The organism is uncultured Clostridium sp. (genome assembly GCF_947036855.1).
GTDB lineage: Bacteria > Bacillota > Clostridia > Clostridiales > Clostridiaceae > Sarcina.
In genome coordinates this window covers 1-13,244 of the sequence record NZ_CAMQRY010000072.1, presented here as the reverse complement: position 1 = coordinate 13,244, position 13,244 = coordinate 1, and the positions used below count along the sequence as shown (strand labels likewise).

Sequence of the window (13,244 nt, the reverse complement as noted above, 5' to 3'; positions counted from 1 at the left end):
AAAGTAGGAATTAATTTAAATGATAATAAAGCTAATATTGTTATAAATCAAAATAATGAGCAACAAAACTTATTTTCTGAAAATAATCAGTCAGAGAATTCAGGTGGAAAAAGTTTTTTAGGTAGTAATAGTAAAGAAGATAATTTTTTATCAAAGATAATGTTAGATGAAAAAACTGACACACCATTTGATTTTAATATGCAAAGATTAAAGTCATTTTCAAATGTAGCTTTAGATAAGCAAGATATTACAATTAATAAATTTACAATGAAAGAAGATTTAAATAATACAATTTTAAGAATGACAAAAGTTAATCTAAAAGAGCTTATTGTGAAAGTAAATCCAGGGAATCTTGGGGAAATATCTATAAAGCTTATGGCAGATTCAGATAGTATGAAAGCTGTTATTAAATGTAGTTCAAAAGAAACTTATTCGCTTATAAGTAATCAAGATATAAAACAGTATTTAGTATCTGAAAATATAAAGATTTCAGATGTAGAAATTTCTTTATATAGCGAAGATACAACTTATTTTTCGCAGGAAAATAGTTTTATGAATCAAGAAGAAAAAAATAATAAAGAGTATGGAAATGGTGGTGTAGAAGTAAATAGCTTAGTAATTGATGAAGAACAAGAAGAACTAAGTATATCATCATTAGATATTATAATTTAGGAGGTTTTTATGGATTTTAGTAGAGTATCAAGAAATGCAAATTATAATACTACAGATAAAGGGACACCTATAGTTAAGCCAGGTGAGGATATGGATAAAAATGCATTCCTTACAATATTATCAGCACAGCTTAGAAATCAAGATCCTATGTCTGGTGATCATGATTCAACTCAGTATGTAACACAAATGGCTCAGTTTTCAACAATGGAGCAAATGCAAAATCTTAATAAGACAATGACAGATTATTCAGAGCAGAATCTTGTTGGAAAAGGCGTAACAGTTGATGTTCAAAACTCAGAAGGTAAGCCATATACAGGGATTGTTAAATCTGTTAATACAGCTGGTGGAGAAACAAGTATATCTATGGAAGTTGCAGAAAATGGAGAAAATGTATTTAAGGAATTTCCAGTTTCATCAATAGTATCAATTTTAGAAGTACCAGATTTTTCACTTCCAGCTATAAATAATTTAAATGGAAATATGTCATTCTTACTTGCTAGTTCTTTTATAGGGAAAGATGTAGAGCTTAGTGAGAAAAATAGTAGTGATGAAAATTATATAGGAAAAGTTATAGGGGCTTTTAAAGAAGACGGTATAATCAAAGTTAATGTAAAACTTGAAGATTCAGATGAAATTATAGCAGTTACAATTGATAAGATAATAAATGTAGGAGATATAGAAGCAGATGCAAATATTGATCCTGATGATTCAACAGATGAAGATAAAGATACGGATACAGAGGTAGATACTGAAACGGAAGATAAGGAATAGGTGATAGAAATTGAGTTATAGAATTATTAATGGAAAAGCATATGGAGCTTATAATATTGATAATTTAAATTCGAATACAGCAGAAAATAAAAAAAACATAAAAAGTAAAGGTGAATTAAGTTTTTTAGATATTTTAAATGAAAAAATAAATGAAAAAATAAATGAAAAAAATTATAGTTTTAAAATATCAAAACATGCAAGTGATAGGCTTAACACTTTAGGATTTAATGATTCAGATTATAAGAAAATTGATGACGGTATAGAAAAGGCTAGATTAAGGGGTTCAAAAAATACAGTAATTATCTATAAAGATGTATCAATAGTTGCAAGTGTAGAAAATAATACAATAATTACAGCAGTTGATAAAAATAGATCAGATGATAATGTATTTACTAATATAGATAGTGCAGTAATTTTATAGGCAGGACCAAAATGGATGTCTAGACTTTATTGAATGATAGAAATAAAGTCAATTACAGTGAGTAATAAGTAGGAGGAATTTAATATGTTAAGGTCAATGTACTCAGGAATATCAGGAATGAAGGTAAATCAAACAAAATTAGACGTTATAGGAAATAATATTGCCAACCTTGGAACAACAGGATTTAAGGCATCAACAGTTAAGTTTCAAGATATGCTATCTCAGAATATGGGAGATGCAACAGCACCAACAAATAGTCAGGGAGGTATAAATGCACAACAAGTAGGACTAGGGGTTCAACTTGCAAGTATTGATACAGTTATGACACAGGGAATGCTTCAGCCAACAGGAAGAAGTCTTGATGTAGCACTTGATGGTGGTGGATTCTTTATGGTAAGTAAGGGACCACAAGTTTTTGGAAATAATGATATATCAATAAGTCATAAACCAGGTGCTCACACAGTTTCAGAAAATGAAAATAGTGAAATGCTATATACAAGAGCAGGGACATTCATTTTAGATGAAACAGGAAATCTTTTAACATCAGATGGATATAGAGTTATGGGGTATCCACTTACAAATGATGATAATGGAGTGCCACCAACAGGAATAGCACCAAATGAAGTTTCAAGTGCAGGACTTGATTATAGATTTGGACCAGGTTCACAGCTTAATGGATATAAAGTAGTTCTTGGAGCAATAGGACCTGGAACGGTAACAGATGCAGAAATTGATAAAGGAAGTAAAACAATAAAAATTAGTGGAGATTTTTCAGAAACTTCAACAATTACAATTGATGCAATAGAAAGTGCTGCAAATAAAGCATTATCAGCAGCAGGGATTTCACAAAGAATGAATGTATCAGGAAAACCAATAACAATACAAGATACTAGTAGTGATAGAGTTGAAGGTGGTTCAGATGCAAGTGCACCAAACTCAGTATCTTTAATGGGTGTAACATTTAAGTTTGGAGAAGGTTCAGGGCTTAATGGATATACATTTAAAATTGGAGCTATAAATGAAGCAGCAACAAAAGCTACAATAAATAAAGATGAAAAGACTATAACTATAGATGCTAACTTTATGGAGAAGGGAGCTATATCAGGTGAAGAACTTGCAGATGCAATAAATTCTGAAATTCCAGCAGAGTTCCAACAAGAAGTTACAGCAATAGGAAATCCATCAATAGTTCCAGGACTTCAGGGAGATATAAAAAATGGAACAGATGGTGAAGCACCAAAAGATATAGTAGTAGATGTTGCAGGAGAAGAAACTACTGTTATTACATTTGGAATGGAAGCAGAAGAGTTTAAATACTCTGCATTAAATGGATATAGTATAAATGTGAAGGAAGAAGCAGGAGGAACTACAACGGAAACAAATATTGATAAAGCGGCTAAAACAATAACAATAAAATATGGTGAGAAAGATGCAGGAGCACAGGCAAGTGTTATAAAGAAAATAAATGAAAGCTTTAAAGGTGTAGATATTAAAACTATAGATTTGGAAAATTTAAATGGTAAAACAGTTAAAATTGCTGGTGGAGTAGATAAAGCATCTCCAGATTCAATTGATATTGGTGGATTTACATTTAAATTACCAAAAGGTAAAGAGTACAATGATTATAAATTTGAAATTATAGATATAGAAGCTGAGTCAACTAATGTAGATGTAGATAAGGATAATAAAGTCGTTAAAATTACAGGGAATTTTTTAGCCGCAGATAGTGTAACAGCTATTGATTTAGCAAAACAAATAAATGAAGGGTTAGGATTAATTACAGATCCACCGAAGGAGGCTGATGATTTAGTTAAGGTTTCTGGTAGAGCTAAGATTGATATTGATTCAGAAACAGAAATGATTGATGGTGGAGCAGAGTTTAAAGCACCAGAAGATACAGATATCTTTGGGTTTGCTGTTTCATTTGACCAAGGAGAATCTCTTAATGGTTATAAAATTATTATGGGAGATATATCAGCTTCAGCTAAGACTTCAGCTTCAGTTTCTGAGGGTGAAAAAACTATTACTATTAATGGTAATTTTACAGTTGCAGGTGCTACATCAGCAAGAGAAATTAATAATGTTATAAATAGAGCTTTAAAAGATAAGGGAATAGAGCAAGGTGTTACTGTTACAGGTGAAGGTAATTCTATTGATGGAACAGAGTCGGAGGAAACTTATGGAGGAACTCCTGTTCAAAGTCTTGGTGAAGATGGTTCTGTAAGTTTTGTTGATGGTTCACAAGAAGTTAAGGCTTATGATGAGGGGCTTAAAACACTTAAAATTCCAGATACAGTTAGAATGCCAGGAACTGATGTAGAGCTTAGGGTTAAATCTTTTAATATAGACCAACAAGGAATTGTTAACTGTATTTTAGAGGATGGTTCAGTTGCAGCAGTTGGACAACTTGCTATGGCAGATTTTAAAAATCCAGAAGGACTTAATAAAATGGGTGGAAATCTTTACTCAGCATCAGCTAACTCAGGAGAGGCTACTATAAAAAGTGGAGTTGGTACAAGAGGTGAGGATAACTCAAAAGGTTACGCATCTGCTATTCAAGGTATGGTAGAGATGTCTAATGTTGATTTAGCAGAGCAATTTACAGATATGATTACAACAACAAGAGCTTTCCAAGCAAGTGGAAAGATAATCAATACAGGTGATGAAATCTTACAAGATATTATTAATCTTAAGAGATAGTTTTAAATAATATAAAGGGGAGTTATTCCCCTTTATTATTATAATTTGGAGGATGTTTTATGATTATTTTAACAGGAATTAATAATATAGAGTTTTATTTAAATCCAGACCATATAGAAAAAATGGAGTCAGTTCCTGAAACAGTTATAACACTTGGTAATGGAAAAAAATATATAGTAAATGAGGGAATTGAAGAAGTTATAGACCTTATAGTTAAGTATAAAAGAAGGCTATTTTCAAAAGATTTTTATTAGGTAGGAGGGGTATCAAATGAAAAAATCAGATGCGCTTACCTTTGTAGGTGTAATACTTGGTATTGGGATGGTTCTTTGGGGAATGATGGGAGATGCTGGACTTGGGATATTTTGGGACCCTCAATCTTTAGCAATAACACTTGGTGGATCCTTTGCAGCTCTTTTAATTACTTATTCAGTTGCAGATGTTAAATCAATAGGGAAGCTTTTTATTGAAAGTACAAAAGAACTTTCAATATCATCAGAAGGGTTGATAAGTAAGTTTTCAATAATATCAACAAAAGCTAGAAAAGAAGGGTTGTTATCACTTGAAGATGAAGTTAATGATCTTGAAGATGAGTACATGAAAAAAGGACTTCAGATGGTTGTTGATGGAGTTGATGGAGAAACTATACAAGAAATTTTAGAACTTGAGATAGAACAAATGGAAGAAAGACATTTAAGAGGGGTAAATTTATTTAAGACTTGGGGAGAATATTCACCAGCATTTGGTATGGTTGGTACACTGCTTGGACTTATAAAAATGCTTGCAGACCTTGGTGGAGATACATCATCAATAGCATCAGGAATGTCTATAGCACTTATAACTACATTTTATGGTTCAGTTTTTGCAAATCTAGTATTTTTACCAATTGCGAATAATCTTTCACTTAAAAGTAAAAGAGAAGTATCAAGTAGGGAAATGATGCTTGAAGGTATTTTATCAATACAAGCTGGGGTTAATCCAAGAGTTGTAGAAGAAAAATTAATTACATATCTTACTCCTTCAGAGAAGCTTGCGTATCTAAGTAGAGATATGTCTAGCGAAGAAGGTGATATTGATTAATGGGAAGAAGAAAGAAGAAAAATAGAGAAGAACAAAAAGGTGCAGGATGGATAGCAAGTTTTGCAGATACAATGACTTTGCTATTAACTTTCTTTATATTATTATATTCAATGGCTGATGTTAATGAGGATAAGATAAAAGCTATGGCACAGGTATTTCAGGAAGTTTTATCAGGTGAAAGTGCTGATTCAATATTAGAATTTGACGAGTTTGATGGAACTGTTCCAATTATTGGTGGAGATGGTAAAGTTGATGGACCAGATTTACCTTATGAAAATGAGGAAGACTACACATATGAAGAGCTTAAAGAATATATTTCAGCTAATAGCTTAGAGGAACAGATGACACTTGAAAAAAATAAGGATGGTATTCTTTTAGAACTTGGGGAAAGCATTTTATTTGCATCAGGTAAATCAGAACTTAAGAGCAAAGCTATCTTAGCTAAAGTTGCAGAGGTAATAACTAATACAACTGGTGAGGTTAGAATAGAAGGGCATACAGATAATGTTCCAATATCAAATCCAAATAAAACTAACTGGGAGTTGTCTACTGAAAGATCAGTAGCTGTTGTTAGATATTTTATGGAAGAGAAAAAAATTGACCCAAAAAGATTGTCAGCAGTTGGTTATGGTGAATATAAGCCAACGGAAGATAATGGAACATCTGAAGGAAGGGCAGCAAATAGAAGGGTTTCTATTTTATTTGTAGCCCCTGAAGAGTAAGGGGGAAATAGTATGGCAAGTAAGAATAAAAATAAAGAAGATGGTAAAAAATCATCAAAAGTAAAGTATATTATCATAGGAATATTATTTTTTATATTAGTATTTGGTGGAGCTTTTGCTTATTTTTATATTTCAAATAATAAAGGTAAAGAAGCCGGAGATAAACCTAGTAAAGAAGTAGAGTTAGAAACAGAACATTTATCACTTGGTGGAGATTTTGTTGTAAACCTATCTAATGATGGTAAAAAGAAATATATAAAAACAAATATAGTAGTTTCATATGATATTACTAAAGATGAGTTTGTAGATAATTTAGATAAAAGTGTTGTAGTATTAAGGGATTCAACAATTATGTATCTAAAAGGAAGAAGTGATGAAGAACTAGAAAATGTTGAAGGCTTAAAAGAGGGGCTTGCAAATGAATTAAATAAAGCTATAAATCAAGATAAAGCTATAGTAGATATTTACTTCCAAACATTTTTAGTTCAGTAGAAAGTAGGGGGACATTATGGAGATAAAAGATTACATTTTTTTCATAGCAAAACTTTTCTTATTCTCAGGAGGGCTACTATTATTGTTAGTGGCACTTTTGAGAAAAACAAAGCAAAAGATGGAAAAGTTATCAGCAGGTAAATATATAAAGATAATAGAAAAAACACAACTTAGTAAGACTGAAAGTATATATGTTTTAAAGCTGGGTGATGAGGGAAGTGTAATCATGTCATCTGGGAATGGAATAGAAAAGATAAAGGATTTAACAAAGGAAGATATGAGCACTATAGAAAATCATAAAGATAAAGTCAATGATGATATGGTGCTTATGTATAATAATGGGGTTTTTGAATTTAAAAATAAGGCAGTAAAATTTATGGGGAAGTTTAAGAGGAATAAAAATGAAGAATAAAAAGTTTTTTTTAATTTTAGCCCTTAGTTTATTGGCTATTATAGTTTTAAATAATTCAACAGTTTTAGCAGAACCAGCAGACATAACTTTATCGCTTGGTGATACACCAAAGGAGTTTGTTGGAAGTATAAAATTAATGATGATTTTAACAGTGCTTACACTACTACCATCATTCATTATTATGACAACTTGTTTTACAAGAATAGCAGTAGTATTATCATTTTTCAAAAGTGCAATAGGAGCGCAGCAATCTATACCAGCACAGGTTTTAGTTGGACTAGCTCTTTTTACAACAATATTTGTTATGGCACCAGTTATGACAGAAATTAATGATAATGCATTAGAACCATATATGGCAAATGAAATTACGCAAGAGGAAGCTATAAAAAAAGGTTCAGCACCAATTAGGACATTTATGTTAAAGGAAACAAGACAGAAAGATTTAGAACTTTTTATTGATATGGCAAAAATAGATAAGACAGAAATTACAAGAGAAAATATACCACTCGTAGCAGTAGTTCCAGCTTTTATTATCAGTGAACTTAAAACTGCATTTGAAATAGGATTTTTAATTTATCTACCATTTTTAGTTATAGATATGGTTGTAGCAAGTGTACTTATGTCAATGGGGATGTTTATGCTTCCACCAGTTATGATATCACTACCATTTAAACTTTTATTATTTGTAATGGTTGATGGATGGCATCTACTTATAAAATCACTTGTTCAAAGCTTTATGTAATTAAAAAGGGGGAGATTAAAGATGACAGATACGCTACTTATTGGGATTATAACTAATGCAATGATGGTTGCACTTAAACTTGCAGGTCCATTTTTACTTGTTTCAATAGTTTTAGGACTTCTTATAAGTATATTTCAAGCAACAACACAGATACAGGAGCAGACTTTAACTTTTGTTCCAAAATTATTTGGAATAGCAGCAGTAGGGTTATTTCTTGGAACTTGGATGTTACATACTTTAATTAATTTTACACAAGAAATATTTACAATGATTGCAACACTTTCAAGTTAGGGGGCTTTTATGGATATATCAGTAATTATAGCTATAATTTTTATCTTTACAAGAATTACATCATTCATAATAGTTACTCCAATATTCTTTCCACAGTCAACACCAAAGCAGTTAAAGGCAATGTTTTCAATGATGCTTGCATTTTTCTTTGCTATGAATTTAGAACTTCCTGTTATTACTGAAGTTCCAAATGATATAGAGTTAATTATTGCAATTTTTAATGAAGCTTGTTCTGGGATTTTGTTAGGGCTTGTAGTAGGACTTTGGTTTTATTTTATAAAAATGGGTGGAAGTTTTTTAGATTTACAGATGGGACTTTCAATGCTTAGTATGTTTGATCCAAATACAAAAACTAATGCAACAATGCTTGCTAATATAAGTCACTGGGTTGCTATTCTTGTATTTTTCATAGTTGATGGACATCATATGATAATAAGAATGCTTAGCAAAAGTATTGAGGTTATAGCACTTGGGAAGAACATAATTATGCAAGATAGTATGGGAATAATGATAGAAGCCTTTGCAAGTTATTTTGTACTAGGACTTAGAATATCAATACCACTTGTTTTACTTATTATTATATCAGATATAGTTATGGGACTTATATCAAGAAGTGTTCCACAACTTAATGTAATGGTAGTAGGTATGCCAATTAAAATAGTTGTAGGAGTAGCAAGCTTTTTAATATCGCTTCCTATGATTGTAAAAGTAATACTTTCAGGTTTTGATATAATTCCTGAAATAATAAATCAAATCTTCGCTTTAATGCCTATTGTGTTTATCTTTTCAGAGGAGAAAACAGAAGAGGCCACACCAAAGAAAAAATCTGATTCAAAGAAAAAAGGTCAAGTTCCAAGAAGTAAGGAGATTACAACTGCTTTAAGTCTTGGAGCAATACTCTTAATTATAATGACACTTGGGTCTTATGTAGTTAATAATCTTAAAAGTGTTATGATACATTATTTTTCGACCGATTTTAAAATAACTTTAACAGAATTTGAAATAAATAATTTAATTATCTCAAGTTTCATAAAATTTACTGAGGTTTTTCTTCCAATAGTTGTTCCAATAATGATAGTTGGAATTGCAACAAGTATTATGCAGACTGGCTTTATAGCAAGTGGAGAAGGTCTTAAACCATCACTTAGTAAAATAAATCCAATAAAAGGGCTGAAAAATATGTTTAGTGTAAAAAAACTTGTAGATCTTGCAAAAAATCTTTTAGTTGTTGGATTATTATCATATGTTGGAATTGGTTTTATGAGAGATAATTATGAAAATATAATGAAACTTGGTGGATTATACTTTCCAACTTTTGGTCTAGAGTTTAAATTACTTTTAATGGAAATAATTTTTAAAATATTTTTAGTTTTAGTTGCAATTGCAGCAGCAGATTATTTTATGCAATTTAAAATGCATGAAAAAGATATGAAAATGACAAAGCAAGAAATTAAAGAAGAGTCAAAACAGGCAGAGGGAGATCCTCATGTTAAAGGAATGAGAAAACAAAAGCAAAGAGAGATGGCAATGGGGAGAATGATGCAATCTGTACCAGATGCAACAGTAGTTATAACTAACCCAACACATTTAGCTATTGCGATTAAATATGATAAAGATTCACCAGGAAGTGCACCTATGGTTATTGCTAAGGGGGCAGATCATATGGCACTTAAGATTAAGGAAAAAGCTAAGGAACATAATGTTCCGATAGTTGAGGATAGAGCACTTGCAAGAATGATGTATGAAACTGTAGAGGTTGATAGTGAAATTCCTATGGAAATGTATAAAGCTATAGCAGAAATTTTAGCAGTTATTTACAAGATAAAATAAAAATGGTGAAAATTTAAGGGAAGGGAGTTAAAGTACATTGGATTTTAAAAATTTAAATTTAAAAGGCAAATCGGATATAGTTATAGCTTTTGGAGTAATTGGAATAATACTTATGATAATAATTCCTCTTCCATCATGGATGCTTGATATATTACTTGCTTTAAATATAACGATATCGGTAGTTATAGCACTTATAACAATGTTTACAACTAATGTGCTACAACTTTCAGTATTTCCAACACTTTTGCTTGTAACAACACTTTTTAGGCTAGGGCTTAATATATCATCAACAAGACTTATTCTAAGCGAAGCTGAGGCTGGAGCTATAATTGCAGCTTTTGGTGAGTTTGTAATAGGTGGTAATTATGTTGTTGGAGTAATCATATTTTTAATTATAGTAATAATTCAATTTATGGTTATAACAAGTGGAGCAGGAAGAGTTTCAGAGGTTGCAGCAAGATTTACACTTGATGCAATGCCTGGTAAGCAAATGAGTATAGATGCAGATTTAAACTCAGGACTTATAGATGAGTCTGAAGCTAAAAAGAGAAGAAGAGATTTGCAACTTGAAGCAGATTTTTATGGTTCTATGGATGGAGCATCTAAGTTCGTTAAGGGAGATGCTATTGCAGGAATTATAGTAACAGCTATAAATATAATAGCTGGTATAGTAATTGGAGTTGCAATGCTTGGAATGGATTTTGGTCAAGCAGCAAGTACATATGTGAATTTAACAGTTGGAGATGGACTTGTAAGTCAGATACCAGCACTGTTAATTTCAACAGCATCAGGAATACTTGTAACTCGTTCGGGGTCATCAGAAAATTTTGGTACAGTTTTAACAAAGCAACTTACAGCTTTCCCAGTAGCACTTGCAATAGCATCATTTTTAATGTTTGCTTTAGCAATTGTTCCTAATATGCCTAAAGTACCATTTTTACTTCTTGGAGTTTTAACAGGTGCTTGTGCTTATTTTGTTTATAAAGATGAAGCTAAGAAAGAAGAGGAGCTTATTGTTAAAGAGGTTGAACAAGTTGAGGCAGAGGATAGAAAAGAACCAGAAAATGTTATGAGTTTAATTTCAGTAGAAGCTTTAGAAGTAGAAATTGGATATGGACTTATACTACTTGCAGATGATGCATCAGGTGGAGATTTACTTCAAAGGATAGCATCTGTTAGAAGGCAATGTGCAATAGAAATGGGAATAGTAGTACAGCCGATTAGAATAAGAGATAATCTTCAAATTAAAACAAATGAGTATGTAATAAAGCTTAGAGGTACAGTAGTAGCTTCGGCAGAAATTATGCCAGGGATGATTTTATGTATGGACCCAACAGGAGAATCAGGAATGATTGAGGGAATTAAAACTGTTGAGCCAACATTTGGACTTCCAGCATATTGGATAAATAATGATAAAAGAGAAGATGCAGAGATTAGAGGGTTGACAGTAGTTGATCCAACAACAGTTATGGTTACGCATCTAACAGAAACAATAAAATCTCATTCTTATGAACTACTAGGAAGACAAGAAGTTAAACTGATAGTTGATAATACTAGAGAAAAATATAGTGCTGTTGTTGAAGAACTTGTACCAGATTTAATGAGTATAGGAGAACTTCAAAAAGTACTACAGAATTTACTTCGTGAGAAAGTTCCAATAAAAGATATGGTTACAATAATGGAATCACTTGCGGATAATTCAAAAAATACTAGAGATATAGAAGTTTTAACTGAATATGTAAGGTTTGCACTATCAAGAACTATATGTAATCAGATAGTTGATGAAGAAAGAGCAGTTACTGTTGTAACATTACCAACAGAACTTGAAGAACTTATAGCAGCTAAAACTCAAAAATCATCACAGGGTTCATTCCCAGCAATAGATCCTGATACAAGTACACAGATATATAATTCAATTAAAGAAAAAATAGAGTCAGTATATTTCTATAATAATCAAGCGGTTATTTTAGTTTCACCTAATATAAGAACTTCGTTTAGAAGGTTTATAGAGATGATATTCCCACACGTTATGGTTATATCATTAAATGAAATTCCTAATGATGTTCAAATAAAATCAGAGGGAGTTGTATGTGTGTAGATGGTTATTAAAAAATATCTAGTTACTAATATGAATGAAGCTATGACAAGAATAAGACTAGAACTTGGAAGTGATGCAGTTATAATTTCACAAAGGAATGTAAAACAGGGTGGCTTTTTAGGATTGTTTGCAAAGAAGTTTATAGAAGTTACAGCAGCAAAAGATAACAGCAATGTTAAAGAGAAAAAAGTAGAAGTTGATAATACTGATGCCTTAGAGGCTATAAGAGTTGCTATGAGTAAAAATATTTTTAATGATAATAAAAATACAGAAAAAATTAGTGAGGTTAAAGAAAATAAAGTAATTACTGAAAATAAAGATAGTGCTAATAGTGAACTAAGTAATGATGTGCGGGAAATGAAAAAGATATTAAGTAAGCTTGTTACTGAAAATGAAGATTCGGATATTATAAAGAAACTTAAAAGTGAAGATATATTAGATGAAATTATAAATGATGTTGAAAATTTAAGTATCAAAGATATAAATAATAAATTTTTAAATATATTAAAAATTGATGATAAAGATTTAATGGGAAATGTTGTTTTAGTTGGACCAACAGGTGTTGGAAAAACTACAACAATAGCAAAACTTGCAGGTAAGTTATCACTTTTAGAAAATAAAAAAGTTGGGCTTATAACAATTGATACTTATAGAATTGGAGCAGTTGAACAGTTAAAAACTTATGCTGAGATTATGAATATAAAATTTGAAGTTGTATTAAGTCTTGGTGAGATGGATGCAGCTATAAAGAATATGGATGATTGTGATGTTGTGCTAATTGATACAACAGGGCGTAGTAGTAATAATAAAATGCAAATATTAGAGCTTAGAGCTTTTGTTGAAAAAACAAAGCCAAGTAATATAAGTCTAGTAGTTTGTGCAACAACTAAGAATAAAGATATAAAACTTATTCTAAATGCTTATAAGCCACTTGGATTTGAAAATGTAATTATAACAAAGCTTGATGAAACATCTGTTAAGGGAGCACCTTTAAATATAGCAGTTATGAGTGG

At 31.1% G+C, this 13,244-nt stretch carries 13 protein-coding genes and 1 pseudogene; all 14 read left to right on the top strand.

Features of this window, described 5'->3' with window-relative positions; all coding sequences use genetic code 11:
* Nucleotides 1-672 (top strand): annotated as a pseudogene (locus tag Q0V15_RS08515) (hypothetical protein); the annotation flags it as partial.
* A 9-nt stretch (nt 673-681) separates the two neighbouring features.
* On the top strand, nt 682-1,443 hold the full coding sequence (locus Q0V15_RS08510) for a flagellar hook assembly protein FlgD (protein WP_297437975.1): 762 nt from the start codon (nt 682-684) through the stop codon (nt 1,441-1,443).
* Nucleotides 1,444-1,453: 10 nt separating this feature from the next.
* Nucleotides 1,454-1,864 (top strand): TIGR02530 family flagellar biosynthesis protein, encoded by a 411-nt coding sequence (locus Q0V15_RS08505; RefSeq protein WP_297437973.1) that lies wholly within the window; start codon nt 1,454-1,456, stop codon nt 1,862-1,864.
* Between the two features lie 84 nt (nt 1,865-1,948).
* On the top strand, nt 1,949-4,564 hold the full coding sequence (locus Q0V15_RS08500) for a flagellar hook-basal body complex protein (RefSeq protein WP_297437971.1): 2,616 nt from the start codon (nt 1,949-1,951) through the stop codon (nt 4,562-4,564).
* Nucleotides 4,565-4,623: 59 nt separating this feature from the next.
* The gene (locus tag Q0V15_RS08495) at nt 4,624-4,818 is read left to right on the top strand and encodes a flagellar FlbD family protein (RefSeq protein ID WP_297437969.1); all 195 of its coding nucleotides are present in this window, start codon (nt 4,624-4,626) and stop codon (nt 4,816-4,818) included.
* 16 nt (nt 4,819-4,834) lie between these two features.
* Nucleotides 4,835-5,644: a motility protein A gene (locus Q0V15_RS08490; protein WP_297437967.1), complete on the top strand. Its 810-nt coding sequence runs from the start codon at nt 4,835-4,837 to the stop codon at nt 5,642-5,644.
* On the top strand, nt 5,644-6,366 hold the full coding sequence (locus tag Q0V15_RS08485; RefSeq protein ID WP_297437965.1) for an OmpA family protein: 723 nt from the start codon (nt 5,644-5,646) through the stop codon (nt 6,364-6,366). The genes Q0V15_RS08490 and Q0V15_RS08485 overlap by 1 nt, the downstream gene beginning before the upstream one ends.
* A gap of 12 nt (nt 6,367-6,378) precedes the next feature.
* Nucleotides 6,379-6,858, top strand: a complete 480-nt coding sequence (gene fliL / locus Q0V15_RS08480) for a flagellar basal body-associated protein FliL (RefSeq protein WP_297437963.1) — start codon at nt 6,379-6,381, stop codon at nt 6,856-6,858.
* 16 nt (nt 6,859-6,874) lie between these two features.
* Nucleotides 6,875-7,270 carry a flagellar biosynthetic protein FliO gene (locus Q0V15_RS08475; protein ID WP_297437961.1) on the top strand — a complete coding sequence of 132 codons (396 nt, stop codon included), beginning with the start codon at nt 6,875-6,877 and terminating at the stop codon, nt 7,268-7,270.
* Nucleotides 7,260-8,012 (top strand): flagellar type III secretion system pore protein FliP, encoded by a 753-nt coding sequence (fliP, locus tag Q0V15_RS08470; protein WP_297437959.1) that lies wholly within the window; start codon nt 7,260-7,262, stop codon nt 8,010-8,012. Before Q0V15_RS08475 ends, fliP begins: the two co-directional genes overlap by 11 nt.
* 21 nt (nt 8,013-8,033) lie before the next feature.
* Nucleotides 8,034-8,303, top strand: coding sequence for a flagellar biosynthetic protein FliQ (locus tag Q0V15_RS08465; RefSeq protein WP_297437957.1), 270 nt, complete (start codon nt 8,034-8,036; stop codon nt 8,301-8,303).
* Between the two features lie 9 nt (nt 8,304-8,312).
* Nucleotides 8,313-10,133, top strand: coding sequence for a fused FliR family export protein/FlhB family type III secretion system protein (locus tag Q0V15_RS08460; RefSeq protein WP_297437955.1), 1,821 nt, complete (start codon nt 8,313-8,315; stop codon nt 10,131-10,133).
* A 37-nt stretch (nt 10,134-10,170) separates the two neighbouring features.
* Nucleotides 10,171-12,231 carry a flagellar biosynthesis protein FlhA gene (gene flhA, locus Q0V15_RS08455; RefSeq protein WP_297437953.1) on the top strand — a complete coding sequence of 687 codons (2,061 nt, stop codon included), beginning with the start codon at nt 10,171-10,173 and terminating at the stop codon, nt 12,229-12,231.
* Nucleotides 12,232-13,244: flagellar biosynthesis protein FlhF (gene flhF, locus Q0V15_RS08450; RefSeq protein WP_297437951.1), on the top strand; the 1,013-nt coding region annotated here is incomplete at its 3' end. It lies immediately after the preceding gene.

Bases quoted from the DNA above. Each gene is read 5' to 3' on its own strand.
- Q0V15_RS08510 (WP_297437975.1), top strand. From the start codon at position 682: ATGGATTTTAGTAGAGTATCAAGAAATGCAAATTATAATACTACAGAT.
- Q0V15_RS08500 (WP_297437971.1), top strand. From the start codon at position 1,949: ATGTTAAGGTCAATGTACTCAGGAATATCAGGAATGAAGGTAAATCAA.
- Q0V15_RS08495 (WP_297437969.1), top strand. From the start codon at position 4,624: ATGATTATTTTAACAGGAATTAATAATATAGAGTTTTATTTAAATCCA.
- Q0V15_RS08490 (WP_297437967.1), top strand. From the start codon at position 4,835: ATGAAAAAATCAGATGCGCTTACCTTTGTAGGTGTAATACTTGGTATT.
- Q0V15_RS08485 (WP_297437965.1), top strand. From the start codon at position 5,644: ATGGGAAGAAGAAAGAAGAAAAATAGAGAAGAACAAAAAGGTGCAGGA.
- fliL (WP_297437963.1), top strand. From the start codon at position 6,379: ATGGCAAGTAAGAATAAAAATAAAGAAGATGGTAAAAAATCATCAAAA.
- Q0V15_RS08475 (WP_297437961.1), top strand. From the start codon at position 6,875: ATGGAGATAAAAGATTACATTTTTTTCATAGCAAAACTTTTCTTATTC.
- fliP (WP_297437959.1), top strand. From the start codon at position 7,260: ATGAAGAATAAAAAGTTTTTTTTAATTTTAGCCCTTAGTTTATTGGCT.
- Q0V15_RS08465 (WP_297437957.1), top strand. From the start codon at position 8,034: ATGACAGATACGCTACTTATTGGGATTATAACTAATGCAATGATGGTT.
- Q0V15_RS08460 (WP_297437955.1), top strand. From the start codon at position 8,313: ATGGATATATCAGTAATTATAGCTATAATTTTTATCTTTACAAGAATT.